Origin of the sequence: Bradyrhizobium sp., assembly GCF_049519115.1 — a bacterium.
Taxonomy (GTDB): Bacteria; Pseudomonadota; Alphaproteobacteria; order Rhizobiales; family Xanthobacteraceae; genus Bradyrhizobium.
The window spans coordinates 1-24,606 of the sequence record NZ_JBEKRB010000017.1; the positions used below are offsets into that span (position 1 = coordinate 1).

Genomic DNA, 24,606 nt, shown 5'->3' on the forward strand with positions numbered 1-24,606 from the left:
TCCATGACTCGCCCCTTTGTGTGAGGCTCTACCCAGCCTATCCGGGCAACCCTCGTCATCACATCGAGGGCGAGTCGCCTTCACATGGAAAGGGACATACGGTCTAAACCGCTCGCGCGGTAGGGCGCGACGGCTGGGAGCGGCGATTGGCGGCGTCTTGATGAGCGTATCCAGCACGTCACCGAAGAGATCGAGGTTCTGGCGCATAACAGCGAGAGTTGTCGCCAATTGATGACCGCTCCGGGCATCGGCCCGCTCATCGCCAGCGCCATGGTAGCGGCCATTGGCAATGGTGCTGCCATTGCCAAGGGCCGTGACTTTGCCGCCTGGCTCGGCTTGGTGCCGAAGCAGATGTCGACCGGCGATCGGACGATCCTCGGACGCATCAGCAAGCGCGGCAATCGCTATCTACGCACGCTGATCATGCAGGGTGCTCGCGTTATTCTGCTCAGACCAGCAAACTGGGCGAAGCATAGTTTTGGGATGTGGCTCACGGCTGCAGCACAACGCTTACACCATAACGTCCTGGCAACCGCACTCGCCAATAAGCTGGCGCGGATCGCCTGGACCGTGTTAGCACAAGGTCGCAGCTACGAAGCGCGCGTCGAGCCAAAGGTCGCATAAGATCAACGCATTCAGGCCCAGCCGAGAGGATGTCCAAGCCTGATCCCCTGGCGCAACTGAGGAATCTACAGCTACCTGCCGAGGTCTGCGAGCTGAATTGAGGAGATGGAGAAACGGTCTCGCCGTCGTACCCATGATCTGGTGACCCAACCGGCCTCTCAGGGTCTTTCCGAGAATGAGATCGGGTTCGCGCGGATATCCATGATGGCCAGGAGCAGAAACGCTCCATTGAAGGGCCGGATACAGATGCGCAAACCAAGCCCCTCCATTTAATCAAATTCGGCTTGCAACGCACGGCCGGTCCATACAGTTGGGTCAATTGCGTCCGGTTGACCGTGGGCAATCCACTTCCGGTCTACCCGATCAACGGACATCGCCCGACCGACCCAGCACGTCTCAAACGTGCCAATATGGTATCAGGGATTCCGCGAGCGCACCCATGCGTTGGACACCTCTTATCCTCGGCATTTTGTCAGTGGCGCCGGTCGCCGCAGAAGCGGCCCTACGACTCTATGAGAGCTATTTCTCCAGGCCCGCTCGGCTTTTCCGCTCCGATGCGCAAACCGGGTGGAGCAATGCGCTTAATCTCGTGACGACACGCACTAATGCGGCCGGCGAAGAGTGGAGCATCAGAACTGATGAGAATGGCCAACGGCTAATTGCGCAAGAGCTTAACACCGAGCGCAGGATTTTGATCCTCGGCGACTCCTTGTCTTTCGGCGAAGGCATAGACATCAAGGATCGCTTCGATGTCAAAGTGCTTTCCTTCCTCCATGATGCACGCATCATAAACACGGGCACCATGGGCTACGGCACTGACCAAGAGTACGTGGCTTTCCGAAACTGGAAATACCTTTTGGAACCGGGCGATACGGTATTGATCGTGCTAAATCAGAGCGATTACTTCGATGTATTGAGACGGCGTTTCTTCGGCCGAGCAAAGCCCTACGTCGAGAAGGCGAATGGCTCATATGTTCTCCGCCCGCCGCGTATCGGCCTGTGGGAACGCTGGAGCGACTGGTCCCTCGTGGCTAGGGTCGTCGCAAGATCTATCGAGCCGACGGTTCCCGAGAACCTGGATCCCAGTCAATCGATCGAGATTATCCGTTTCATGCTCGGTCGAATTCGTGAAGAAGTGCCGCGCGGCGTGAAAGTGGTCTTGGCCCATCAAGGCACCCGCGACCTGCTCGAACCGAAGCTTGGCCTGTCCTCAACGATCTTCTGCAAATTTGCTGACGTCTGCATCGATCTTGACGACACGCTGGCCGCCGATCCGGCTCATCTTCTTCCCGACGGCCATTGGAGCGCGTCGGGCCACACGGCCGTAGCACGGGCCCTCTTGAAGGCGCTCCGCGATTGACGTCGTAGTACGACGTCTACTCGTCGCACCAGCGCTGATGTCCGTTGTGGGTCGTCAAAAGCAGAAGTGGCGTTCTATCCACGCGACTTCCGCTTTGCCCCGGCACCCGATAAACGGACATCACGAGAAGCGGAAGATAATCAGTCTGGTCGCCCGTCGCTGAAGGTAAGCGGCCAAAGTACGGCCCGAAATCTGTAGCGCTAACGGCTTGAAGAGCGCGGACGCAGCGGACGTCAATCCTCTATCGTGAAACCGACGCGCAGCGTGACCTGGTAGTGACGAACGGACCCGTCCTCGATGTGTCCCCTCGTCGGTGAGACCTCGAACCATTTCATGCCGCTGATCGTTTTCGAAGCGCGAGAAACGGCATTCTAGATCGCGTCCTCCTTCTATAGCTTCGCTGCAAGTAGATCGGCTGCACTGGCCGTGAGCACCAGCATGCGCGCAACCCCGCTGTCTCCGGGGCTCTTTCCTCCGGCTGACCTGCCGCATGCCGTTCACACCTCAGCAAGGCAACCGACTGGCGAGGTTTTTACTGGGTAACTTCGGCTTCTTGCTGCCGACCGTTATGCATGGGCGATTAGCGTCCTCTACGTGAGGTTTCCGGCCCCTATGCGGGACAGAGACTACTAGCTGATTGTCGCGATCAGTGGCTACCCAATACAGGACCAAAGGGCTGCCAGGCCTTGCCGTCGAACTTGACGAGTTGCAGTTGCTCAATTGGATAATGATCATCCGGGCTGGTGTTCAGCTTGATACCGGGCAGAAGCAACGGTAGTTCCAGCTCTTTAATATTGCTTGCTTGCTTCATGAGATTTTCACGGGAAAGGTCGCTGCCGCACTGCCGCAGAACCTGCACGAAGGTTGCGGCGATCGACACGCCGATCTGGTTTTGCGGATCCTTAGCGTCGCCTTCCGGATAATACTGCTTCATGAAAGCGAGATACGACTTCATGCCGGGATCATTGGCGAACTGAGGATCAGAGGGGTCTTTGACGTAGGCGGCAGAAATAATTCCGACCGAATGGTCGAGGCCGGCAGGCGTCAGCACCGTTGCTATCGAATTGGCGTTCTGCACGAGGAAATGTGTAGGGTGCCAGTCGAGTTCGGCCGCCTTCTTGATGGTCTGCGCTGCGGCTTTGGCCGTAACCGCGCTGAACAATACATTCGCCCCTGAGGCCTTCAGCGTGATGATATCGGAATCGATGGTCGGCTCCGAAACTTCATAGGTGAGTTCCTTCACGATGAGCTTATTGGCGGCTTCGCCCAAGCCTGCTTTGAAACCCGAAACGAAATCCCTTCCGTAATCGTCATTTTGCGACAGGATGGCAATTTTGGCGTCTTTGATCGTATCCCGTATGTACGTTCCATAGATCATGCCTTCGGAACGATAGGTTGGATACCATCCCATCGTCCATGGATAGCTGGCGACATCGCCCCATTTTGACGCGCCGGTAGCCAGGAAGATATGCGGCACGGCTTTGCTGTTGACGTATTTGACGATGGCGGAGTTCGTGGGTGTTCCCATCGTTCCGACAATTCCAAATACCTCGTCGCTCTCAATTAGACGCCGATGCTGCTCCACTGTCTTCGGCGGCGAATAAGCGTCGTCGAGCGAGATCAACTTGATCTTTCGACCATTCACCCCGCCTTGGTCGTTGACCATTTTGTAGTAAGCGGCCTGCGCGTGGCCCTGCGTGGCATAGGCCGACAGAGGGCCACTGTAAGGATTGGTCTGGCCAATCAATATCTCGCTGTCCGTCACTCCTGGTCCGTTTTCCGCAGCGCGAATCTCGCCGGAAAACATCAAACTCGTAGTCAGTCCGAATATCAAAGCGCGCATAAACATCATGGATGTTTCCCCTAGACGTTCCTTATGGCGTCGATCTCATGCCAGAGTGATGACCTGTTCGCGGGGAATACCCCGCTCCTCTGCGATCTTCCGTTCGAGCGCAAGCCGCGCGTGGACACGGGCGCCATCCGAGGCGATGTTTATCAGCGGTCGATCACCGATCTTGCGCAGGGTCGCATACTGGGCGACTAGTACGTCCTCATCTTCCTTGAATGCGCGTTCGATTTCTCTGAACAATTCCTCCGTTGCTTCCGGTTCATTCTGACGGTGGCCATTGGCCGCTGACCAGATGAACCAGCTTGTGTGCTCGGTCTCCGGTGTGATGCCGTAGAAAATACGCAGACCAAAGCCTCCGTCGCGGTCGTCGTTTTCGTAGGCTCCTTCGCCGACGTCGCGGGCGCCGGTAAATTGCAGGATGCACGAAGGCGCGACATATTCGAATTCACCCCAGCGATCCACCCGACCCCTAAATTTCACAGCCTTGGCGTAGATGCCTGGCGGCTGACAGTTGAGCATCCAGCGAATGAACTTTACGCCGTCTTCGGTCGGGGTGATCTTAATCTCAGCGCGCTCGTAGGCGTCGACGTTACTTGCAAGCGTCGACTTGTGAACGTAGGCGGCGTGGGTCTGGTCGAGGAGATTGTCGGAGAGGAGCAGATAGTTGCAAAGGATCCGCTCCGTTTTGTCCTTGTGCGGCCATCGCGCATGCCAAGGATAGCTCGGAATTGCAGCGGGGTCCGAAAGGTTGGCGTCGCCCATCCAAATCCAAATCAGGCCATCGCGCTCGGCGACGGGAAAACTGCGGACCCTGGCGCTCTTTGGAATGAGAGGCTGGCCGGGTATTTCGACACAGTTTCCTCCACCATCGAAAACCATGCCATGATACTCGCAGCGGATGTTATTCCCGAATACCTGGCCGCAGGACAGCGGCATGCCTCGGTGGCAGCAACGGTCTTCCAACGCAACGACCTGACCATCGGACCGCCGATAGAAAACCACCGGCTCTTCGAGCAACGTCCGACCCATCGGCTTTTCGCCGATTTCTGTACCCCAAGCGGCTACATACCAAGCGTTGTAGAGAAACATTCCTATCTCCCCATCCTCGCCGTGTCAGAAAAAGCTAACATAAGTTAGCTTCGTTACAATGCTAATTTTTAGAGCATTAAAAGCTTCGAAACTCTGGATGTGCGCGCCGGCACGGCGGCATTGACGCGTTACATGACGTCGAAGTTGAGCCTGAATGCCCGGGGGGCCTTAGGATGCCCGCTTAGAAAGGACATCGCCGCGAGCTCGACTGGTTCCGACCCAGCTCGTCCGGCGTCTCCCACGTGGCTAGCAGGCCGCACTCGAACGCCTCGAACACCATCAACTGATGATAGATCTGCATCGAGCCCTTGGCACATCCCACCGAGAGCAGGTCTTCCACGGCACGGATCGCACCGGCCGCAGCTCCCGGCAATGAAGTCTCGATCCAGCCGATCTCGGCCGCGACCGCTCTGGCCTCAAGGACCTGTTCGGGAAGTGGCTGCGACGCGATGGCTTGCGCCTTGTGGAACAGCTGCGGCGCCAGCAGCGCGCGGCCGTGCTCCTCCACCTTCAAAACCCGAGTGGCGTGCAAATAGAGTCCAACTGAGCGCTCTTGGTCGTCTTCGCTCGCGGCCGAAATGGTTGGAGGGTAGGACCAGAACTGCGCCGTCGGCATCTGCGCGAGCTCGTCCAGCGGATACCGGAGCAGGTACTCGAATGCACGGCCCGGAGCGTCCATCCATTTTATAACCGGTCGACCGTGCTCGCCGGCGAGCTCGTGGATGAGGCGCTCCACGCGGGATCGATCGAGCTGTTGCCCGGCTCGATTGGCGCGGTCGAGCAGTGAGCGAGTCAGTGGGTGCCATCGAGGAGCTTCTGCGATCAGGTATTCGGCCCGGACAGTGATCGCGCCCGGCGATCTGACCATGGTCGCGAGACCCAGACTGGTTGCCCCGGCCAGTAACTCCCTGCGCCCGATGTCCATGGCTGCCTCCCGCCCCTGTCGAGAGGAACCGTAAACCGGGAGGCAACTCCCGTACATGCCAAGGCCGGCTAACTCCGGATGACCGGTGAGCTCGGCCCCGAGGCCGGAGAGTTCAGTCAGCCTTCTTCCGGCCCTCGGAGCGGACTGATCGCCGGAAGAACTCGGCCGGGTCCACCTCCAGCACCTCGGCCAGCTTCCCGATGATCTCCAAGCCCACGTGGGTCACGCCCCGCTCTACGCGGCTCAGGTAGGCGCGGTCGACCCCGGCGTCGTGGGCAAGCCCTTCCTGGGACAGCTTCCGCTGGTGGCGGATGCGCCGAAGGTTGGTCGCGAAAAGCTGGCGAAGGTCCATGTACGACCCAACCAGCCTGTGGTTTATTAGCCCACGGCTTTAACGCCTCAAACGGTTTTTAGACAGGGAAACGGGGGGTTAAGGATGGCTATTGCTATCAGGACGACGCCAACAAAGCTCGGGGCCACGCTCACGCTGGTCGGGATACTGGTGACCCTATTCGGGATAAGCTACCTGCGCGACGGGATACACGGTCCGGCCGGATCGTTAGCATCGACTACCGGGCCGAAGTTCAAGGTCGAGTACGGGTACTTCATGATCCCGGCTCTGGACTGCCCGGGCGGCCGATGCCAGCAGCCGACAGCTCAGCGGTTGAAGGTCCAGTCGCTGGGCGAGCAGCCGGTCGCGATCAGGGACGTGACCGTCAACGGCCGTTCCGACTGCGTCCTGGTCAACGGCCCGAAGGACACCACGATGAACTTCGGGGACGTGAGCTACGTCATATCGCTCTGCGATCCGCTGAGGGTCCGGATAGTGACCGACAGGGGCGAAAGCACGTATCACTTCGAGTGACTGGTGCCACGGATAGCTGATTAATGTGCTGGCTACTGCCCGCTGCGTGCGGAATAATCATCAGTGACGACGGAGATGCCGGCGCGACCCGACTTGTTACATAACATACACGACGCCGGCGCGCGGCTCGCACGGCACCAGCTCGGTTTGGCTAGCGAGAATCGACCAATCAGGGCAGCATCCTGAAGGGCTTTGCTGACTCAGAGGTATCATGAAGCGATTTGCCGCCTTGGTAGCATTGGCTTCCGTTCTAAGCGCGTGCTCCCCCGACGTCGACGCGACGGGGTCCACAAATAGCTGCGCCAAAAGCCTCTATCACGCTTACAATCCCAGGTCTTTGGAACAGTGCGTGGCAGTCTGTACGCGATGCGACCGTGGCGTCGCTACTACCTGCAACACATCCTGCACGTTAAAGGGCGCCCGTTGAGTATCAGCGGTTGGCTGACGTCAATGGAACCGCTGGCGGCTAGCGGCAAGATCTGCCAACGTCTTTTCTATGCTTAGGCCCCAAACGGGCTAGCCGTTTCTGAACCAGCGGCCGGGGATTGTGGTGACAACTATCTCCCGGCCTTCATTTCGCCGTAGACGCAGGCATTGGCGCCCTTCTAGAGGCATTCCCACCGTAGCCTTGTTTTCATTGGCGGAATTCGGGTGTTACCGAGCAGCGAGTCCGAGCGCACTTGCGAATGCCTCACTCTCTCAAGCGTGCGCCCATCGGAAGGAAGAAAGTCAAGCGGCTTTGCTATCTATCGTGTCAAATCGGTCACAGCCGATCTTGAACGACTCTGTTAGTGCAGATGGCTTATTTCCATTCATTGCGGAGGGCGAGACATGTTGAGAAAGTTGGCAGTTGGAGCGGCGTTGGTTTGCATAGCAGTGACACCGGCGCTTGCGGAAGACGCAGGCAAGAACTGGGGCGAAATTTCTAAGCAACTTAAGGACCTGTCGCACGACTACAAAGACCTCAAGACTGATTATACAAATCTGAAAACAGAGAAGGCCGAATTTAACAACGCAGTAGCAAACGGGCACCTTCTAGCTGCCGCCAAAGATGCGGCGAACATCGCTGCCGATAAGCATGACATCTTTGCCGATAAGCATGACATTCATGCTGACATCAAGGAGTTGAGGGCTGAAGGTGTGCCCGTGAAGGGCAAGCACTAACTTGACCGCGCATATGCGGACAGCCCTCGTCTTGCTGATCTTTTTGACCGTTGCAGGCTGCAGCAGCCTGCAAACTTTTGACGTCTCCCAAGTCAAGATGAGCTTTGACGGCGGCGACGTCTACAAATCTGCCAAGGTCGGTGTCGGTCAACCACTCTGAGCGCTTCAGCGACTAATATATAACCTAGCGCCGCCAAGCTTCGCTTTGGCGGCGCTGTGCTTTTTCAGGTGCCAGAAACAGGGGTCGCCGCGTAGCGGACGAGGCCTGCAGCGCTGCCTCATACCTCTGCCGATCGCGCTGGGAGGCGAGCTGCCGGGGGGTTGGAGATTTCGGGGGATGGACCTCAAAGAGGCCGCAACTGAGACGCCTTACTGGGAGGCTATCTTGCCGACGGTCGGTTGTTATTCCGTTGGCCAGTATCAGGCAGCTCGCCTACCTGACGTGAGCCTCTAACAATGAGCCGATCATTTAGGTTTACGTAGTTTGCGTCCGAAATATTCAGCAGCGCTCCGATAGTCGAGGCGACAATCGCGGCGACGATGCGAATTTCCTGCAAGGAAATGCCAAATTCATAGTGAGCAACATACCCCAACCAGAAAGCTATCGCGATTGCTCCGGCCGCAGCGAGCCACTGTAGGATTGCAGTTTCAGCAGGACCAGGTTCCATACTAGCGGCTCCAGCATGCCACTATGATGCTGACTGCGATGATGGCAGGGACGGCGACCATCCAATTTTGGATAGTGGGTCCAAAAAAATCAAAGTTACCAGTTAGCCAATCGCCGATCGTTGCCATGGCCCAGCCTAGTGGCGTCTGCTGACAGGGACCTTACAGGGCTGGCTTGGGGAAAAAATCTGCCTGATATAAAACGGGCCTGCGGTCTACCAGACCGGGTCATCGCCCGCTGGTATTGGGGCATCGTCGGCAGAAGCACGATTAGCAGCGACCGAATAACGCCCTTGCAGGCGATCAGTATTACGCCTGCTCTTATTTGCGAGTGATCTTGCTAGAGCCGGCATGCCAGTGCCAGCTAGTGATCGGAGCCTTTGCCGCCTGGGCTTGGCTGCTGGAGACTTGAACCGGCTCGAGCACTACTTTTTTTGCTTCGTCGCCAGGCACGACGACGGGCAGCCTGTCGGCCTTTGCGCTCGAGTTCACTTCAAAGTTTTCGAAAGCCTCATGGGACGGATGAGCTGTCGTCGAATGCAGAGGTGCCGCTGCGGCCAATTCGGCCAAAGCGTCTCGACTGGTGGACCTCAGAGCAAAAACTGCGCTGACGCCGAATAAAACGAACAGCGTTGCGAGAATGCCTTTCCACATCGATCAGAACTCGAAATGCAGAGAACGGGGTGCCTCAAGGGCCCTCCATGGTCGACCAAAGCTTCGCAAAAAACAACTTATTACCGTCGTCCAGAGAGTAATGCCCCCTAGGGGAACCGGCATTACCGCGGCTCGTTTGGAAAAATCAGGGTGCTTTTTTACCTTGCGACCTAATTCAGCGGCAGCCGGACGATTTCGTAGGCGACGTTGCAGCTATTGCAGTGCGCCGGCTTGGCAAAGGTGTCGGCCAGTTCCCACTCCTGATGCTCGTTGCTCCACTGCACCGTCGCATCTGAAACGATGTCATCGGAGCGGCAGTGACCGCAGACCGGCGTCGTTTGCACTGACAAACCCGCGTGTCGCCGAGCTTCCTGCGCGCGTTCCGGCAGTTGCTCCTGTCTCGAATGAAACGGGTTGAAGAGAAGGGGATGCTTCATTTTCTTGTTCTCCAGAGCCCCTTGCCACATGACGAGATTCGGTCGCTTAAGCCAAGACCGAATTTTTACGGGGAGACGCAGCGATGCGAAGGCTCGCAGTTCGGGATAACTTGTCTCGATCTCCTGTATCGATCCCACCGTTCTGACGTCCTTGGTTTCGATTTTGGGTCAGGTCTATCTGGCGCCGCGAGCTCGATTTAATAGGGCGACAATTCAGCCTCTCGAACGATATCCAAAGCCCCCCAGGGCTTCGGCATGAACGTCGTTCCATCCGGAAGGTCGGGGCGACTTCGCCCGGACGTGACGATAATCTTCAAATTAGGAAAGCCGCGTCTAGCCATGGTCGCCAGCTCCGAGCCAGTCATACTTCCCGCAAGTTCCACGTCGGCGAACATCAGGCAAAGACATCCGCCGACTCTCTCAAGGAACAGTTCCGCCGCCTCGCCACTCTCGCACTGGATGACTTGGATATCCGCGCTTCGCAGAAGCATGACCACCTCGTCACGCTGCATCTGGTCATCGTCCACTACGAGGCGATTGATTTGAGTTTCTCTTCCAAAGGCGTTTACCCTACTTGGGACGAGCAGGACTGTTTGCCACGCAATCAGACTGGAACGCTAATGGGGCTAAAAGCGATCACCCTTCATGGACGGTACTATCGAGGGAGACTGCTCTTCCAATTCGCGAAGCTGATCGAGCCGGTGCCTGAGAAAGGCCGGCAGCGGCGATGGGTCATTCGATAATGAGCGCGCAACCTCTCGGCGATCTCGCCGCTTATCGCCCGGCTATGAACCGAGTCGATTCGATCGGTTTGCTTCGGCATGTTGCGATCCAGTACAAATCTGTTCGCCCCAGGACCAAGAGCCGGCCGGAGCAATGGTTCACAACGCGGATGCTCAATCTTTGCGCTGCCTGACCTGGAACGGCTGACGCCGTCGACGCTTACTTCGTTACACAGCAATCGTTCAGTCGATCGGCGTTGGTTGCGTCTTTTTAGTTCGCGAACCGCAGAGGAGGGCTGACCAGATGAAAGAGTTTCCGCACGCGAGTTTTCCGCCCGAGACGATAAAGCTGATGAAGGATGCACTGGAGGCGGCGGTGGAGACCCTGCCGGTTCCCGTCAGTTCCGGGCACTTGCAATCGATAGCAGAGACCATCCTGCGAACGGCCAAGGAAGGCGAGCGAGACCCAGCGACGTTGCAGAGAATGGCTTTGCTGGAGCTTCAGATAAGGCCACGCGATTGAGTTGAATCGGTCCCTTTTCCTCACAAGATGAAAACTTCCCAGCACGACCCCCGAGGTATCCGTCTGAGTGCGCTGTAAAAAGCGTCGCCGCTTGGTTGAGGTCGGCGCAGGCCACCGTAATGTAAGCGGATCGCGTCAAAAGGTTTGGCACTTAATGGTGGTTAAAGTGCATTCTTTGCGCTCGCATTCACCAAGCGCCAAGATTGTTTCTAAACTGGATAAAACTCACTCGGTGAAGGCTCGATAACGTACGGGCTTTTTCACTCAGTAAAACGAGACACTTTACTGCACCGTTTCCGCTGCTCGAACCACAGATCTCGTAGCGACACTCCTCAGGAGCAGCGCCCGGTGTAAACGATGTTGCGGATATGCATCTCTTTAATCTACGCTCAGAGCGATCATACCAAGATTCCAAACTTCGGCCCATGCCGATCAGAGGTCTCCATGTCGAGCGGTTCCGGCTTCATCGAAAAGCATGGCCTATGGACCGACGAACAGTTTAAGCTATCCAAAGAGGTGATCGGTCGGATCGAGAGCGACGGCATCAAGCTGGTGCGTGTGGCGTGGGGCGACCCGCATGGGGCTTCACGCGCGAAAACCGTGACCGCTAAAGCCTTCCTTGGCGCTTTGAAGAACGGCTACAACATCAACGTTGCGACTGCGACGCTCGACGCGTCGGGTGCTCGCGTCTTCTCGTCCTTCTCTCGCGGCGGCGGCATGGGATTGCACGAGATGACGGGGTCGCCCAACCTGACCGTCGTTCCGGACCCGCATACGTTCCGGGTTTTGCCGTGGGAGCCAGACGTCGCTTGGATTCTTTGCGACGACTACTTTGGTTCGGGGCAGCCATTCCATTTTTCGCCCCGGCACGTGTTGCGAAAGCAACTTGAATGCCTGAAAGGTCGCGGTCTGCGCTGCATCGTCGGTTTGGAGGTGGAGTGGTATCTGCTGCGGCTTGCGGAAGATCACCTGACCGAAGAACACCTCGGCTCACCTGGGATCAAGGGACGCGCATTGCGCGCATATCCCGTCGAGCCGGGATACTCGTTTCACTCGGAGACTAACTTCGACCTGATGCACGAGCCGATCGCGGCGTTGGCAAGCGCGTACGAGGCGCTGGAGCTGCCCGTACGGTCATTTGAGAACGAGTGGGGTCCCGGTCAGGTCGAATGCACCTTCGGACCAACCGATGCGCTTCGCGCCGCCGACAGTATGTTGCTTTTCCGTACAGCCACTCGGCAAATCGCCCGCCGCATGGGCTACCTGGCGAGCTTCATGTGCCGGCCGAAGCTCAAAGGTCTCTACTCCAGCGGATGGCACCTGCATCAGTCCCTGGTCGACGCTGATACGGGTGGGAACGTTTTCACGCCGACGGAATCAGGCGAGCCGCTCTCGAAGCTTGGGAAAGCTTATTTGGGAGGCTTGCTGAACCACGCGGTTGCAGCCGCGGTGTTCGCCAATCCAACGGTCAATGCCTACCGGCGCTTTCGCACGAACTCGCTCGCCCCCGACCGGCTTACTTGGGGAACGGACCATCGCGGTGTCATGCTGAGAGTATTAGGCGAGGTCGGCGATCACGCATCTCGCATCGAGAACCGGTTGGGAGAGCCGTCGGCCAATCCGTACCTCTACATCGCTTCGCAAATCATTTCCGGCCTCGACGGGATCGACAACTCGCTCGACCCTGGAGCGCCGGCCACCGATCCGTACAGCGCGGATACGACCAAGTTACCCAAAAGCCTGCCTCTCGCCCTCGACAGCCTCGACAATTCTGAATTATTCCGGCGAGAAATGGGCGAATTGTTCGTGAACCACTATCTCGCGCTCAAGCGCAAGGAATCCGATCGCTTCACAGAATTCGTGAAAGCGAACGGCCTGGATCCGACGAGCGAGGAGGTCACGGACTGGGAGCAGAACGAATACTTCGACTTCTTTTGAGCAAAATCGAATACGTCCCTCTCGAGGTTTCGACCCATGACGCAAATTGAACTTAGTACCGGCGCGTACGACTGGGACTACTTGGTTCAAGAAGACCGCGTGCACGAATCGTTATACACGGATCCCGCGATCTTCCACGCCGAGATGCGATACATCTTCGGCGGCACCTGGGTCTACCTTGCCCATGAGAGCCAGATCCCGAACAACAACGACTACATCACGGCAAAGCTGGGCCTGCGTCCGTTGATCATGACGCGAGACGATAAAGGTGTGATCCGCGCCCTCTACAATCGATGCACGCACCGGGGAACGACACTCTGCCGATTCGATAAGGGCAACAAGCGCGCGTTCCAGTGCCCATACCATGGCTGGAATTTTCAGAACGACGGCAAGCTGCGCGGAGTGCCGTGGCCGGATGGATACGCGGAAAATCCCGCCAAGGATTCAAAGTTCAACTTGGCACAACTCCCCCGCGTCGAATCCTATCGGGGGTTCATCTTCGGCACGTTGAATGAGGCCCTTCCTCCACTCAGTGATCATCTGGGATTAATCAAGCGACCGATGGATGAGTGGATCGACCGCAACCCCGGCGGAAAGATCATTGTCTGCGAGGCCAATCGCATCAAGTACAAGGGTAACTGGAAGCTGGCGTATGATAACTCGGGCGATGGGTACCACGTGCTGTATTCGCATCGTTCGCTGCTCGAAACGGAAAACCGGTTTCAGGACGAGGCGACCCAGAAGGGCATGTCTTACTACAAGGATTCGCCCGACGAGCAGCCGATGTACATCCAATACATGGGCAACGGACATCATTTCAAGGACAAGCGGCCGAACCTGCAGCCACGCCTCGGCGGTCTTTGGGCGATCGAGTCGCTTCACCCGGGAATGGAGCACGTTGCCGAAAAGCTGCGCCGTCAATTTGGTGAAAAGGCCGAAGCGTTTCTGGATCTAGCGGGATCGGAACCCGTCAACATCAACATCTTTCCCAATCTCTCGCTGCTAGGCAACCATATCCAGGTCTTCCAGCCGATCTCCCTCGAGGAGACCGATACCATCTGGTACGGGACCAAAATCGAGGACGTCGACGGAACGATGGGGCCGGAGGTCCTGAACGACATCAACACGCTTCGCATGCGCACGCAGGAGGGATTCCCGAACTTCGGCGAGGTGGACGACGTCACAAACTTCGAGCAAATCCAGCGCGGGCTTCGCTGCCAGGAAGACGAATGGATCTATATGAACCGGGGCTCCGATATCCCCGGGCGCATCAAAAAGCTGGACGACGGAACGCTTAAAGGACCCGCGACCGATGAGATCTTCATGCGGGAATACATCAAAGAATGGAAGCGTCTGATGAAGACGCAACCGAAACTTACCATTCGTCGGGAGCCCTAGAGATGAGCACAGCCGCCCTCAGCCGCGACCCGGCGCGTTATTCTTATTATGTCGACGACGCGGCGTATCGGCAACTCATCGCGGATTTCCAACGTATCAGAACCGAGGAACCTACCGTTGAGGATCCCGCCGAGCGCGACGTTTTTCGGCGATTGATCGAACGCGAGGCCCGTCTCCTCGACGGACTAGATTTCGCCGCGTGGATGGCGAGCTATACCGATGAATGCTTCTACTGGGTGCCGAGTACGCCGAACGGCGGTGACCCGCGACGCGAGATTGCCGTTATGTTCGATGACCGGCGCAGGCTCGGGGACCGGGTATATCGCCTGTCGACCGGCTTTGCTTGGTCGCAAGCCCCCTCATCGCGCACCGTTCGAATGGTGTCGAACGTCGAGGTGTTCGATTGCCCGACCCCCGGACAAAAGCTCGTGCGTTCCAATTTTCTCATCAACGAATTCTGGGACGACGAAACTCGTACCCTCGCTGGATGGGCCGGGCACCGCTTCAGGAATGTCGACGGCGATTGGAAGATTTCCGCGAAGCAGGTGAATCTGCTTCAATGTGACCAATGTATTAGAAATCCTAGCATCATCCTGTGAGCATGTTTTGCGCTGCGTGAAGCTTTCGGATGGCCGGGGAGCAGGCGGACGCTGAACCGGCACGCCTCGATCATCGTCCGTCGAACTTCCCGTTGAGGTCTGGGTCGGTCGCCCACTTGATTGGCGTGAAGATCCGGCCGGCAATGTATTCAGCATTGGAACGGACTTTAGGTCAGCGCTTATGCACGATGGGGTCATCACCAGCATCGAGGCAAAAGGATGCGTCTCCGACCTGTCAATTTCGCTTGTGCTCTATTTGGGACGATCATCATGGCCGGCGGCTCCGACGCTTCAGCGTCCACGCTGTTCGGCATGATGCTGGCGATCCTGCATTATGAATGGGTGCACTACGTCGCCCACATTCCCTATCAGCCGCGCACGCGATTGGGCCGCTGGATCAAGCAGTACCATTTGCGCCATCACTCGCCACGTTAGATGCGCCGCGAGCTGGCCGCAAACCTGTGCATCTTGCGTATCAAACCCAGATATGGGGAACGGCAATGGAATCGAAATTCGCCACGCCCATCCTGTTCGCTGCGCTCATCATGCCGGTCGTGGCCAATGCAGCCAAGTTGCCGCCTCTTGCGGCGATGAAGCTAGGTGAAAATCAAACCACCTATATCTTCGATCCGAACAAAGTGACGGCAGTAGCGCCTACTTACAGTTTGACCGTAACGCTTAAACCTGTTCGGGGAAATTCGGAAGTTAATCGGGGGGCATTGACGCCACACGTTTGGGGCATTGCTGAAATCCCGCTTTCGATCAACGACTCCCCCGGAGAATTTCTTAACGGAGCTCCAGCTCGACACTAAATTTATCACCCTTCATTCACTAAGCGGCGAACTGCATATTCGAGCGAGCAGCATAAAATACATTATCGAACCGCCACTTCAGGCCGACCGAGAGAGAGGCGCAAAAGCGCTTGTTTCCCTCGATCCGCGAGTTGTGGATTGGTCAGGGCTGCAAAGACCATGGCTGGTCACAGAAACGCCTGGCCAGGTAAAAGCGCTGGCCGATGAAAAACGCATTCAAGAAGACGGCGAATGAGAAGTCTTCGTTCAAAGACTGGCGAGCGCTCGCTCATTCTGGTATGAAGCCGCCAGTTAGCGACGGTTTCCTAAACCGTAGGTCGCATGTTCGAGTCATGCCGGGATCGCCATTTTTTCATGTCATTTCCAGTAATTTCCTCCTCCAGATCAGGGATCGATCGCGGCCGCGCGGGTCCCGGTGAGAACCCCACATGCCTGATCGGATCGACGCCTGGACCCATATTTTCCCAAAGGCGTATTTTGCGAAGCTTCAAACCGTGGCAAACGCGGCGGGGCCGCTCAAGCGCTGGCTTGAATTGAAACCGCTCTATGATCTCGATCACCGCTTTCGACTGATGGATAGCTTTGCGGGCTACCGCCAATTGCTCACTCCCTCGATGCCGGCGATCGAGGATCTGACCGATGGTCAAGCCGCGGTCGACCTGATGCGCCTCATGAACGATGGGCTCGCGGAACTCGTGTCTCGTCATCCGGATCGCTTTCAGGCGTTCGCCGCAGCCCTCTCGTTGCACGATATCGAGGCGGCGCTGGCCGAGATCGCGCGGGCCGAGACGATCGGTGCGGTGGGCTTTCAGTTGTGTACCCATATGCGCGGCGTACCGCTGGACGATCCGCGCTTTCAACCCGTGTTTGCCGAGATCGCGCGGCGACATCTTGCGATCTGGCTGCACCCGATCCGTGGGCCCTTGCCGGATTATCCGAACGAGACGAAGTCGCGCTACGAAATCTGGTGGTGTTTCGGCTGGCCTTACGACTCCTCTGTCGCCATGGCGCGGCTGGTGTTTTCCGGCCTGTTCGACCGCCACCCGGATTTGAAAATCATCACCCACCACATGGGCGCGATGATTCCTTACTTCGAAGGCCGCATTATCCAGGGCTGGGGATTGGAGATGGGTTCGCGCACGCCTCCCGCCGACGCCGGCCTGTTGCCGGGGCCGCTGCAGCGGCGTCCAGAAGACTATTTCAAGATGTTCTTTGCCGACACCGCGCTCTCGGGTGCGGTCGGCGCCATGCGATGCGGGCTCGACTATTTCGGTGCCGACAAGGTGGTGTTCGCGAGCGACTTTCCGTTCGATGCCGAAGGCGGTAGCTACCTGGTGCGCGAAACCATCAAGGCATTGGATGCGCTGCAGTTGCCGGGTGCGGTCCGGCACAAGATTGACGCCGGAAATATATCGGCGCTGATCCGCCGCGGCTGAGATTGAATGACAGTTCACGCGAAACAACTCTCGTTTGACACCGGAAAGCCCGGAGCGGTCTCGGCGCTGCTGCATCGGCCTGAGGCACCGCGCGCCTGTTTCGTTTTTGCCCATGGCGCTGGCGCCGGCATGGCGCATTCGTTCATGGAAGCGTTTGCGACCGGCCTCTCCGAACGCGGCATCGCGACGTTGCGCTATCAATTTCCTTACATGGAAAAAGGCAGCAAGCGCCCGGACCCGCCGGCGATTGCGCAGGCCACGGTGCGCGCGGCCGTGGCAAAGGCCGCGGAAATTTTTCCGGGCCTTGCTCTGATCGCTGGCGGAAAATCCTTCGGCGGCCGTATGACGTCGCAGGCGCAGGCGGCAGCGCCACTACCCGGCGTGCGCGGGCTTGCCTTCGTTGGCTTCCCGCTGCATCCGGCCGGCAAGCCTTCCACCGACCGTGCCGATCATCTCGTCAAGATCGATATCCCCATGCTGTTTCTCCAGGGCACACGCGACAGCCTCGCGGAAGCGGCGCTGATCGAAGGCGTGGTGAAGCGTTTGGGATCGCAGGCGAGGTTGCATCTGGTGGACGGCGCCGATCATTCCTTCCACGTGCTCGCGCGCTCGGGCCGCAACGACCGCGAGGTGATGAACGAAATTCTCGATGGGTTCGCCGGCTGGGTCGATGCGCTCTAATTGATCACTGGAATGATGTCGTCCCCGCGTACGCGGGGACCCATAACCACCAATACACGTTGCTTTAGGAAGTCGGCTTCCGATCGCTTGGTCGACGGGCCGCGGCGTAGGGTCCCTGCTTTCGCAGGAACGACTGTAGAAAGCTCAGCAGCCGCGGCAAATGCTGTGGATCTGCCGGTCCAGCGCCTGGTCTTCTTGTTTCATCTGCTGGAGCGCTTCCATGGTCGGGTCACGGCGCGGCTCCGCCGGCTTACGTTTCGCGGCGAGCTCAGCGTCCTGCCGCTGATAGCAGGCTTCGCGCTCCGGCTTGGGCTGGATGAAGCGGCATTGTTCCACGGCGCTCGCGGGAGTGCATGCAAACACAACTGTAACGGCGCTCATCAGAAGGCCGGCCAACGTCGGAATAATGCTTTTCGATTTAGCGCTGATCATGCCGAGCTTTCGCGAATCTCGATGCCGGTTTAGGCCATCATTGCGAGCGTTAGCGAAGCAATCCAGTCTTGCCGCAGAAAAGTTCTGGATTGCTTCGTCGCTTTGCTCCCTTGCGCAAACGCTTCGCGTTTGTCGCAGGCAATGACGTGGATTGAGCAACGGTGCGCCTCACGCGTTGCCGCGATCCTCGCGGAACAGATCGAGCTTCTGTTGCACCGGACGATCGGAGAACGAGAACAGCACCGAATCCGCATCCGCCTCGTGCGTAACCCACCGCCAGCTCGGCACCACGAACAGGTCGCGCGGTCCCCACTCGAAAGTCTGATCGCCGATCCGGGTGCGTCCCTTGCCCTCGATCGCCGCGAACACGGTCGCATCGGTCGAGCGATAGCGCGCGGTCTTGAAATCTTTCGGCAGCAATTGAATGAAGGTGCCGATGGTCGGCATGGCGAAATCGCCCGTTTCGGGGTTGGAGAATTTCAGCTTCAACCCGTGGCATGCGTCCCATTCGTCGCGCTGCTTGGCGGCTTCCAGCGCGTCGCGGGTGTAGGAATAGGGATAGTTGAAGATCGGCGAGGTCTTCGATGTGCGCTTCCCGTCGACCGGCAGCAGGTTGTGGCCGTAGCGCGCGAAGCTGTCGCCCGCAGGACGGCTGATCTTCTGCTGATCTTCCGTTGAATGTTCCGCGAACGAGGCGTCAAGGAACTGCACCAGGGGGATGTCGAGCCCATCGAGCCAGAACATCGGCTCGGATGTCTCGTTGGTGTGGTCGTGCCAGGTCATCGACGGTGTGATGACGAAATCGCCCGGCGACATCGCGGTGCGCTCGCCATCGACCGAGGTGTAGGCGCCCCGGCCCTCGAGCACGAAGCGCAGCGCCGACTGGCTGTGGCGATGCGCCGGCGCGACATCGCCCGGCACCACCATCTGGACGCCTGCAAACAGCGAGGTCGTGATCTTCGACTGGCCACGCAGTCCCGGATTCTCAAGGACCAGCACGCGCCGCTCGGCTTCTTTCGCGGTGATCAGCTTGCCGGCCTCGTTCATGTAGGCGCGGATGGCATCGAATTTCCATAAGTGAGGCTGGCAGGCGCTTCTCGGCTCCGGCGTAACGAGATCGCCGAGCACGTTCCACAGCGCGGAAAGATTTTCGCCGTCGATCTTCTTGTAGAACGCCTCGCGTTCCGGCGTCTTCACCACGGCTTCCATAGCCAACCTCCCATCGTTGTTGTTGCTTTGTCGTTTCCTGATTGACAGTATACTGCCAATATGGATAGCGTCAATGACGCCCCTAAGGGCCGGTTATAAAATAAAATGGGGAGGTCGACGATGAAGCTGCACGGCTATTTCCGCAGCAGCGCGTCCTATCGGGTCAGAATCGCATTGAACCTGAAGGGTTTAAGTGCGGAACAGCTGAGCTACCATCTGCGCAAGGGTGAGCAGCGGTCTCCCGATTATCTCGCGATCAATCCCCAAGGCCTGGTTCCCACCTTGCAAGGCGACGGCGGCGCCATCCTTACGCAATCGCTCGCGATCATCGAATGGCTGGATGAAACCCATCCCGTCCCACCGCTGTTACCGAAGGATCCGATGCGCCGCGCCTTGGTGCGTGCCTTTGCGCAAGCGATCGCCTGCGATATCCATCCGGTGCAGAATCTGAAAATCCTGGCGCGACTGCGCGAGCTTGGTATTGCGGAAGAAAAGGTGACGGGCTGGGCCGGTTGGGCCAACCGCGAAGGCCTGACGGCTTGCGAGAAATTGATCGCGCATGAGGCCGGGCCATTTTGCTTTGGCGATGCGCCGACGATTGCGGATCTTTGTCTGGTGCCACAACTCGCCAACGCACGCCGCTTCGGCGTCGACGTCGCCGCTTTCCCCCGCCTGCTCACGGCGGAAGCGGCTGCGAAACAACTCAAGGCGTTCACCGATGCCGCTCCGGAGCGACAGCCCGATGCCGAATAAAGCTGACACCGTAACGATGGATGCGGTCTACACCGCACCCGGTTATCTATTCCGCCGGATGCAACAGATCGCGGTCGCGATCTTCATCGAGGAGTGCAAGGCCTTCGACCTGACGCCGGTGCAATATGCCGCGCTGATTGCGATCCGCACCCATCCCGGCATCGACGCCACGCGGCTCTCCGCCGTGATTGCGTTCGACCGTTCGACGCTTGGCAGCGTGATCGAACGGCTCGAAGCCAAGGTCTATGTCGAGCGCAAGCCCGCGCCCGAAGACAAGCGCGTCAAGCTTCTGTACCTGACCAAGGCCGGCGCGAGCCTGTTGCGCGAGATCATGCCGTCGGTCGATCGGGTGCAGGCGCGGATCTTGCAGCCGCTCAAGCCCACCGATCGCAAGACCCTGCTGACGCTGCTCGAACAGCTCGTCGATCTCAACAACGAGGCCTCGCGCGTGCCGCTCCGCGCCGAAGACGCGCTCGAGCATTTGGGGAAAGCGAGCTGATGGCGGGCGCGGACACACAACCGGTCCTGATCGCGGGCGGCGGCATCGGCGGCCTCGCCGTAGCGGTGGGGCTCGCCCAAAAGGGCATTCGCTCTATCCTGCTCGAGAAAGCCTCCTCCCTGGGCGAGATCGGCGCCGGCATCCAGCTCGGGCCGAACGCGTTTCATGCCTTTGACTATCTCGGGGTCGGCGAAGCCGCCCGGAATATGGCGGTCTATGTCGACCAGCTTCGCCTCATGGATGCGATGACGGCGCAGGAAATCTGCCATGTCGATCTCGGCGAGGCTTTTCGTGGACGCTTCGGCAACCCCTATGCGGTGGTGCATCGTGGTGACCTGCACGGCGTTTTCCTCAAAGCGTGCCGCGACAGCGACCTGATCGATCTGCGCGTCAGCTCCGAAGTCGTCGGCTACGATCAGGACGGCTCTTCGGTGACGGCGCGCTTGGCGTCGGGCGATCGCGTCACCGGCTCGCTCCTGATCGGCGCCGACGGGTTGTGGTCGAATGTTCGCACGCAAGTCGTTGGCGACGGCAAGCCGCGCGTCTCCGGTCATACCACCTACCGCTCGGTGATTCCGACCGACCAGATGCCGGAAGATTTGCGCTGGAATGCCGCCACGCTTTGGGCCGGGGTGAAATGCCATCTCGTGCATTACCCGCTGTCGGGCTGGAAAGTGTTCAACCTCGTCGTCACCTGCCACAACGATGCGCCGGAGCCGGTGGCTGGCAAGCCGGTGCCGGAAGAAGAGGTGATGAAAGGGTTTGCGCATATTCACGAGCGAGCGCTCGACATCATCCGTCACGGCACCAACTGGAAATTCTGGGTGCTGTGCGATCGCGATCCGACCGAACGCTGGATCGACGGCCGCGTCGTGCTGCTCGGCGATGCCGCCCATCCGATGCTGCAATATTTCGCGCAAGGCGCTTGCCAGGCGATGGAGGACGCCGTCTGCCTGTCGCACATGCTGGGCATCCACGGGAGCGATCACGCCGTCGCGTTGGAAAAATACCGCGAGTTACGCTTTCCGCGCACCGCAAAGGTGCAACTGCTCTCGCGCGTCATCGGCGAACACATTTATCACCCCACAGGCGAACATGCGCGGCTGCGCAACGCCATCATGAGCGCGAAGTCGCAAGGTGAATGGCACGACGATCTCGCCTGGCTTTATGGCGGGACGGGATTGACGGGGTAGCTACATCCGCATCACGGCCTGACGGTCGATCTTGCCGGTGCCGGTCTTCGGCAATTCGTCGGTGAATTGGATCTCGCGCGGATACTTGTAAGGCAGGAGTTTTGCCTTGACGAAATCCTGCAGGAGCTTCGTCGTTTCGCGCTCGTCGGCCGCGGGCTGGTTCATGACGACGACGGCCTTGAGTGTCATGCGACGATCCGGCAGTTCGGCGGCAAAGACCGCGCATTCGCGCACGTCGGGATGTTCGGCGAGACACAGCTCGACCTCGAGCGGATAGACCCATTGCCCGGAAATCTTGATCAGGTCATCAGCGCGGCCGCGGAAGAAATAAAACCCGTCCGCGTCTCGCACGAAACGGTCGCCGGTATAGATCCAACCACCCTCGCGGATGGTCTCGGCCGATTTATCCGGCCGGTTCCAGTACAGCGGCGTGTTGGAATCGCCGCGCACCCATAAAATACCTTCGACATCGTCGCCGACCTCGTGGCCGTCGCTGTCTCTCAGTGCGATCTCGTAGCCGGGAACGCGAAGGCCAGCGGCGCCGAGCTTTTTCTCCTCTTGTCGATTAGAGAGATAGATGTGCAGCACTTCGGTGGACCCGAGACCCTCCACGATCTCAAGACCGGTGAGGGTGTTCCACCCCTGGAAGACTTCGGCAGACAGCACTTCGGCGGCCGAGACCGCCAGTCGCAGCGAAGAAAAATCGGCCTTGTCGGCACCTTCGGCCTTGGTGAGGGCGGTGTAGAGCGTCGGCAGGCCGAAGAAGATGGTCGGGCGATAGCGCGCGATCGCCTCGAAAATGGTCTGCGGCTTGGGCTGGCCCGGCAGCAACAGCGTCGCTGCACCGACCGAGAATGGAAAGGTGACGGAATTGCCGAAGCCATAAGCGAAGAACATCTTTGGCACGGAGAAGCAGATGTCGCCGGGCGTAAGCTTGAGAAAGTTTTGCGCGTACGCCTGGTCGCTATAGGCCATGTCGTGCTGCAGATGGACGATGCCCTTGGGTCTTCCAGTCGAGCCCGACGAATACATCCAGAACGCCATTTCGTTGCGATGCGTATCGGCCTCGGTCAGGTCGGCCGGAAAGCCGGGCAGCCAATCCTTGGCGATCACCGTTTTCGCGACGGCATGACCGGACGCCCCGCCGTTGACGACGATCAGCGTGTGCAATGCTGTGTCCTTGCAGGCGACCGCGTCGAAGCGCGTGCAAAACTCAGCGTCGGCCACGGCAACTGACGCAGCGGAATCCGATAGATAAAATTGCAGGAGATCCGGCGGCGTCAGCGTGTTGATCAACAGCGGGACGAAACCGGCGCGGACCGCGCCAAAGAAGGCGGCTGGATAGGCCGGTGTATCGTCCAGAAACATCAGCACGCGATCGCCCCGCGTGAGCCCGAGCGAGATCAGCCCATGCCCCCAGCGCGAGGCCTCCGCGCATAGTTCGGCATAGGTCACGGCGCCAAGCGGGCCCGTTAGCGCGATGCGATCGTGGTTGCCCCTGGCGAGATTGTCGAAGAGAACGCGGCTCGCGTTGTAGACGGTGGAAATTGAAAAGCCGATCTCGCGCGCCCCTGCGGTCTCAGTGGGGACCTGATCGACGATCTGCAATGGCGTGGACGAGGTCATGGCTTGCCTCCGCCGGCCGAGCGTGGCCGCGACGCCTCGTAGCGCGCCATGAACGCGGGTGCCATCGCGCGCAGGCGCGCATCGTCGATCCGGCCGGAGCGGGTGATGTAGCTGTAAGCAAAGTCCATCAGGTCCAGCTTCATATGCTCAGGGAATTTCGCATACCAGTCGGCGCTGGTGCGTGCAGCCGTCACCAGTTTCTTCACGATGGGCTGACGTTCACTCTGGTAGCGGGCCAGCGCGTCGCCGAGGGTGTGTTCTGCCTCCAGCGCCTTGGTGAGAGCGATGGCGTCCTCGATCGCAAGCCGCGTGCCCGAGCCGATCGAGAAATGCGCCGAGTGCAGGGCGTCGCCGATCAAAACCACGTTCTTGAAGAACCAGTGCTCGTTCCAAACCCACGGGAAATTCCGCCACACGGATTTATTCGAGATCAATTCATGGCCATCGAGGGTTTTGGCGAACACCTGCTCGCAGATCGATTTGGATTCCTCGACCGTCTTGTCGGCGAAGCCGTAAGACTGCCAGGTGGGCAGATCGCATTCCACGAGGAAGGTGCTCATGCCGGAAGCATAGCGATAATGATGGGCATTGAAGCTGCCGAGGTCGGTCGCAACGAAGGTCTGCGACAGCGTCTCGAAGCGCTTCGTGGTGCCGTACCAGGCGAATTTGTTGGCGGAATAAGACAGCGACGTGCCGAAATCGCCTTCGAAGGCCCGCCGCACCGTGGAGTTGAGGCCATCGGCGGCGACGATCAGGTCATAGCCGCTCAACTGGTCGAGCGAAGCTTGCGTTTCGAAATGCAGGGCGACGCCTGTGGACGTCGCGCGCGCCTGCAAGATTTGGAGCAGATCGAGCCGGCCGATCGAGGAAAAGCCGACACCGTCGATTTCGGCGCTTTCACCGCGCAAATTGAGCGTGATGTTCTTCCAGCTCTCCATGCGCGGCGCGATCGCATCCACCGTGTCGGGATCGTCGGCGCGCAGGAATTCAAGCGCCTGTTCGGAGAACACCACGCCAAAGCCCCAGGTGGCTCCGGCCGGGTTTTGCTCGAACAGATCGAGGTGCGCGTCCGGGTGGCGCTTTTTCCAGAGATAGCTGAAATAGAGGCCGCCGGGGCCTCCGCCGATGACGGCGATACGCAAGCCTCTCTCC

General features: G+C 58.8%; 26 protein-coding genes, 1 tRNA gene and 2 pseudogenes. 17 read left to right on the top strand and 12 right to left on the bottom strand.

Going from position 1 to position 24,606, the window contains the following annotated elements; all coding sequences use genetic code 11:
• Nucleotides 1–138 precede the first annotated feature (138 nt).
• Nucleotides 139–624: pseudogene (locus ABSE61_RS15100) on the top strand (IS110 family RNA-guided transposase); the annotation flags it as partial.
• Between the two features lie 439 nt (nt 625–1,063).
• Entirely contained in the window at nt 1,064–1,984 is a 921-nt protein-coding gene (locus ABSE61_RS15105) for an SGNH/GDSL hydrolase family protein (RefSeq protein WP_423871931.1), read from the top strand.
• A gap of 233 nt (nt 1,985–2,217) precedes the next feature.
• Here the strand turns inward: ABSE61_RS15105 and ABSE61_RS15110 are convergent.
• The 5 genes and pseudogenes from ABSE61_RS15110 to ABSE61_RS15130 all read right to left on the bottom strand — a co-directional run.
• Nucleotides 2,218–2,355, bottom strand: a pseudogene (locus ABSE61_RS15110) (dodecin family protein); the annotation flags it as partial.
• Between the two features lie 275 nt (nt 2,356–2,630).
• On the bottom strand, nt 2,631–3,827 hold the full coding sequence (locus ABSE61_RS15115; protein ID WP_423872044.1) for an ABC transporter substrate-binding protein: 1,197 nt from the start codon (nt 3,825–3,827) through the stop codon (nt 2,631–2,633).
• Nucleotides 3,828–3,872: 45 nt separating this feature from the next.
• Complete coding sequence (locus ABSE61_RS15120) at nt 3,873–4,922, bottom strand: Rieske 2Fe-2S domain-containing protein (protein ID WP_423871932.1); 1,050 nt, start codon at nt 4,920–4,922, stop codon at nt 3,873–3,875.
• Nucleotides 4,923–5,103: 181 nt separating this feature from the next.
• Nucleotides 5,104–5,847 carry a hypothetical protein gene (locus ABSE61_RS15125; protein ID WP_423871933.1) on the bottom strand — a complete coding sequence of 248 codons (744 nt, stop codon included), beginning with the start codon at nt 5,845–5,847 and terminating at the stop codon, nt 5,104–5,106.
• 112 nt (nt 5,848–5,959) lie between these two features.
• Nucleotides 5,960–6,199: a helix-turn-helix domain-containing protein gene (locus ABSE61_RS15130; protein ID WP_423871934.1), complete on the bottom strand. Its 240-nt coding sequence runs from the start codon at nt 6,197–6,199 to the stop codon at nt 5,960–5,962.
• A gap of 84 nt (nt 6,200–6,283) precedes the next feature.
• Here ABSE61_RS15130 and ABSE61_RS15135 point away from each other — a divergent pair, with 84 nt between their 5' ends.
• The 3 genes from ABSE61_RS15135 to ABSE61_RS15145 all read left to right on the top strand — a co-directional run bounded on the left by ABSE61_RS15135 (nt 6,284) and on the right by ABSE61_RS15145 (nt 8,036).
• Complete coding sequence (locus tag ABSE61_RS15135; protein ID WP_423871935.1) at nt 6,284–6,712, top strand: hypothetical protein; 429 nt, start codon at nt 6,284–6,286, stop codon at nt 6,710–6,712.
• An 831-nt stretch (nt 6,713–7,543) separates the two neighbouring features.
• Nucleotides 7,544–7,876: a hypothetical protein gene (locus ABSE61_RS15140; protein WP_423871936.1), complete on the top strand. Its 333-nt coding sequence runs from the start codon at nt 7,544–7,546 to the stop codon at nt 7,874–7,876.
• A 1-nt stretch (nt 7,877) separates the two neighbouring features.
• On the top strand, nt 7,878–8,036 hold the full coding sequence (locus tag ABSE61_RS15145) for a hypothetical protein (protein ID WP_423871937.1): 159 nt from the start codon (nt 7,878–7,880) through the stop codon (nt 8,034–8,036).
• Between the two features lie 827 nt (nt 8,037–8,863).
• Here the strand turns inward: ABSE61_RS15145 and ABSE61_RS15150 are convergent.
• From ABSE61_RS15150 to ABSE61_RS15160, 3 genes are all read right to left on the bottom strand, one after another.
• Entirely contained in the window at nt 8,864–9,196 is a 333-nt protein-coding gene (locus tag ABSE61_RS15150; RefSeq protein WP_423871938.1) for a hypothetical protein, read from the bottom strand.
• A 170-nt stretch (nt 9,197–9,366) separates the two neighbouring features.
• The gene (locus tag ABSE61_RS15155) at nt 9,367–9,633 is read right to left on the bottom strand and encodes a hypothetical protein (protein ID WP_423871939.1); all 267 of its coding nucleotides are present in this window, start codon (nt 9,631–9,633) and stop codon (nt 9,367–9,369) included.
• 197 nt (nt 9,634–9,830) lie between these two features.
• Nucleotides 9,831–10,160, bottom strand: coding sequence for a response regulator (locus tag ABSE61_RS15160; protein ID WP_423871940.1), 330 nt, complete (start codon nt 10,158–10,160; stop codon nt 9,831–9,833).
• A 499-nt stretch (nt 10,161–10,659) separates the two neighbouring features.
• Between ABSE61_RS15160 and ABSE61_RS15165 the strand changes: the two genes are divergently transcribed.
• The 9 genes from ABSE61_RS15165 (at nt 10,660) to ABSE61_RS15205 (ending at nt 17,742) form a co-directional block, all read left to right on the top strand.
• On the top strand, nt 10,660–10,878 hold the full coding sequence (locus ABSE61_RS15165) for a hypothetical protein (protein WP_423871941.1): 219 nt from the start codon (nt 10,660–10,662) through the stop codon (nt 10,876–10,878).
• A 444-nt stretch (nt 10,879–11,322) separates the two neighbouring features.
• The gene (locus ABSE61_RS15170) at nt 11,323–12,816 is read left to right on the top strand and encodes a glutamine synthetase family protein (RefSeq protein WP_423871942.1); all 1,494 of its coding nucleotides are present in this window, start codon (nt 11,323–11,325) and stop codon (nt 12,814–12,816) included.
• A gap of 36 nt (nt 12,817–12,852) precedes the next feature.
• Complete coding sequence (locus ABSE61_RS15175) at nt 12,853–14,214, top strand: aromatic ring-hydroxylating oxygenase subunit alpha (protein WP_423871943.1); 1,362 nt, start codon at nt 12,853–12,855, stop codon at nt 14,212–14,214.
• On the top strand, nt 14,160–14,813 hold the full coding sequence (locus ABSE61_RS15180; protein WP_423871944.1) for an aromatic-ring-hydroxylating dioxygenase subunit beta: 654 nt from the start codon (nt 14,160–14,162) through the stop codon (nt 14,811–14,813). Before ABSE61_RS15175 ends, ABSE61_RS15180 begins: the two co-directional genes overlap by 55 nt.
• 270 nt (nt 14,814–15,083) lie before the next feature.
• Nucleotides 15,084–15,248, top strand: coding sequence for a hypothetical protein (locus ABSE61_RS15185; protein WP_423871945.1), 165 nt, complete (start codon nt 15,084–15,086; stop codon nt 15,246–15,248).
• A gap of 65 nt (nt 15,249–15,313) precedes the next feature.
• A complete protein-coding gene (locus ABSE61_RS15190) occupies nt 15,314–15,625 on the top strand; it encodes a hypothetical protein (RefSeq protein ID WP_423871946.1) in 312 nt (103 codons plus the stop codon).
• Nucleotides 15,626–15,890: 265 nt separating this feature from the next.
• Nucleotides 15,891–15,972, top strand: a tRNA-Arg gene (locus ABSE61_RS15195).
• A gap of 81 nt (nt 15,973–16,053) precedes the next feature.
• The gene (locus tag ABSE61_RS15200; RefSeq protein WP_423871947.1) at nt 16,054–17,061 is read left to right on the top strand and encodes an amidohydrolase family protein; all 1,008 of its coding nucleotides are present in this window, start codon (nt 16,054–16,056) and stop codon (nt 17,059–17,061) included.
• A gap of 6 nt (nt 17,062–17,067) precedes the next feature.
• A complete protein-coding gene (locus tag ABSE61_RS15205) occupies nt 17,068–17,742 on the top strand; it encodes an alpha/beta hydrolase family protein (RefSeq protein WP_423871948.1) in 675 nt (224 codons plus the stop codon).
• Nucleotides 17,743–17,886: 144 nt separating this feature from the next.
• Here ABSE61_RS15205 and ABSE61_RS15210 read toward each other — a convergent pair whose 3' ends face one another.
• On the bottom strand, nt 17,887–18,174 hold the full coding sequence (locus ABSE61_RS15210; protein ID WP_423871949.1) for a hypothetical protein: 288 nt from the start codon (nt 18,172–18,174) through the stop codon (nt 17,887–17,889).
• Nucleotides 18,175–18,342: 168 nt separating this feature from the next.
• On the bottom strand, nt 18,343–19,383 hold the full coding sequence (gene gtdA, locus ABSE61_RS15215) for a gentisate 1,2-dioxygenase (RefSeq protein WP_423871950.1): 1,041 nt from the start codon (nt 19,381–19,383) through the stop codon (nt 18,343–18,345).
• Nucleotides 19,384–19,503: 120 nt separating this feature from the next.
• Here gtdA and maiA point away from each other — a divergent pair, with 120 nt between their 5' ends.
• The 3 genes from maiA to ABSE61_RS15230 are packed head-to-tail and all read left to right on the top strand — an operon-like array spanning nt 19,504 to nt 21,828.
• Nucleotides 19,504–20,136, top strand: coding sequence for a maleylacetoacetate isomerase (maiA, locus tag ABSE61_RS15220; RefSeq protein WP_423871951.1), 633 nt, complete (start codon nt 19,504–19,506; stop codon nt 20,134–20,136).
• Complete coding sequence (locus tag ABSE61_RS15225) at nt 20,126–20,635, top strand: MarR family winged helix-turn-helix transcriptional regulator (protein WP_423871952.1); 510 nt, start codon at nt 20,126–20,128, stop codon at nt 20,633–20,635. Before maiA ends, ABSE61_RS15225 begins: the two co-directional genes overlap by 11 nt.
• The gene (locus ABSE61_RS15230) at nt 20,635–21,828 is read left to right on the top strand and encodes a 3-hydroxybenzoate 6-monooxygenase (RefSeq protein ID WP_423871953.1); all 1,194 of its coding nucleotides are present in this window, start codon (nt 20,635–20,637) and stop codon (nt 21,826–21,828) included. Before ABSE61_RS15225 ends, ABSE61_RS15230 begins: the two co-directional genes overlap by 1 nt.
• Here ABSE61_RS15230 and ABSE61_RS15235 read toward each other — a convergent pair whose 3' ends face one another.
• Both ABSE61_RS15235 and ABSE61_RS15240 read right to left on the bottom strand, forming a co-directional pair.
• The gene (locus tag ABSE61_RS15235; protein ID WP_423871954.1) at nt 21,829–23,454 is read right to left on the bottom strand and encodes a benzoate-CoA ligase family protein; all 1,626 of its coding nucleotides are present in this window, start codon (nt 23,452–23,454) and stop codon (nt 21,829–21,831) included. It lies immediately after the preceding gene.
• Nucleotides 23,451–24,596 (bottom strand): FAD-dependent monooxygenase, encoded by a 1,146-nt coding sequence (locus ABSE61_RS15240; RefSeq protein WP_423871955.1) that lies wholly within the window; start codon nt 24,594–24,596, stop codon nt 23,451–23,453. The genes ABSE61_RS15235 and ABSE61_RS15240 overlap by 4 nt, the downstream gene beginning before the upstream one ends.
• Nucleotides 24,597–24,606 lie beyond the last annotated feature (10 nt).

Coding starts and splice junctions, on each gene's coding strand:
- ABSE61_RS15105 (WP_423871931.1), top strand. CDS start 1,064: ATGCGTTGGACACCTCTTATCCTCGGCATTTTGTCAGTGGCGCCGGTC.
- ABSE61_RS15115 (WP_423872044.1), bottom strand. CDS start 3,827: ATGCGCGCTTTGATATTCGGACTGACTACGAGTTTGATGTTTTCCGGC.
- ABSE61_RS15120 (WP_423871932.1), bottom strand. CDS start 4,922: ATGTTTCTCTACAACGCTTGGTATGTAGCCGCTTGGGGTACAGAAATC.
- ABSE61_RS15125 (WP_423871933.1), bottom strand. CDS start 5,847: ATGGACATCGGGCGCAGGGAGTTACTGGCCGGGGCAACCAGTCTGGGT.
- ABSE61_RS15130 (WP_423871934.1), bottom strand. CDS start 6,199: ATGGACCTTCGCCAGCTTTTCGCGACCAACCTTCGGCGCATCCGCCAC.
- ABSE61_RS15135 (WP_423871935.1), top strand. CDS start 6,284: ATGGCTATTGCTATCAGGACGACGCCAACAAAGCTCGGGGCCACGCTC.
- ABSE61_RS15140 (WP_423871936.1), top strand. CDS start 7,544: ATGTTGAGAAAGTTGGCAGTTGGAGCGGCGTTGGTTTGCATAGCAGTG.
- ABSE61_RS15150 (WP_423871938.1), bottom strand. CDS start 9,196: ATGTGGAAAGGCATTCTCGCAACGCTGTTCGTTTTATTCGGCGTCAGC.
- ABSE61_RS15155 (WP_423871939.1), bottom strand. CDS start 9,633: ATGAAGCATCCCCTTCTCTTCAACCCGTTTCATTCGAGACAGGAGCAA.
- ABSE61_RS15165 (WP_423871941.1), top strand. CDS start 10,660: ATGAAAGAGTTTCCGCACGCGAGTTTTCCGCCCGAGACGATAAAGCTG.
- ABSE61_RS15170 (WP_423871942.1), top strand. CDS start 11,323: ATGTCGAGCGGTTCCGGCTTCATCGAAAAGCATGGCCTATGGACCGAC.
- ABSE61_RS15175 (WP_423871943.1), top strand. CDS start 12,853: ATGACGCAAATTGAACTTAGTACCGGCGCGTACGACTGGGACTACTTG.
- ABSE61_RS15180 (WP_423871944.1), top strand. CDS start 14,160: ATGGAAGCGTCTGATGAAGACGCAACCGAAACTTACCATTCGTCGGGA.
- ABSE61_RS15185 (WP_423871945.1), top strand. CDS start 15,084: ATGGCCGGCGGCTCCGACGCTTCAGCGTCCACGCTGTTCGGCATGATG.
- ABSE61_RS15190 (WP_423871946.1), top strand. CDS start 15,314: ATGGAATCGAAATTCGCCACGCCCATCCTGTTCGCTGCGCTCATCATG.
- ABSE61_RS15200 (WP_423871947.1), top strand. CDS start 16,054: ATGCCTGATCGGATCGACGCCTGGACCCATATTTTCCCAAAGGCGTAT.
- ABSE61_RS15205 (WP_423871948.1), top strand. CDS start 17,068: ATGACAGTTCACGCGAAACAACTCTCGTTTGACACCGGAAAGCCCGGA.
- ABSE61_RS15210 (WP_423871949.1), bottom strand. CDS start 18,174: ATGATCAGCGCTAAATCGAAAAGCATTATTCCGACGTTGGCCGGCCTT.
- gtdA (WP_423871950.1), bottom strand. CDS start 19,383: ATGGAAGCCGTGGTGAAGACGCCGGAACGCGAGGCGTTCTACAAGAAG.
- maiA (WP_423871951.1), top strand. CDS start 19,504: ATGAAGCTGCACGGCTATTTCCGCAGCAGCGCGTCCTATCGGGTCAGA.
- ABSE61_RS15225 (WP_423871952.1), top strand. CDS start 20,126: ATGCCGAATAAAGCTGACACCGTAACGATGGATGCGGTCTACACCGCA.
- ABSE61_RS15230 (WP_423871953.1), top strand. CDS start 20,635: ATGGCGGGCGCGGACACACAACCGGTCCTGATCGCGGGCGGCGGCATC.
- ABSE61_RS15235 (WP_423871954.1), bottom strand. CDS start 23,454: ATGACCTCGTCCACGCCATTGCAGATCGTCGATCAGGTCCCCACTGAG.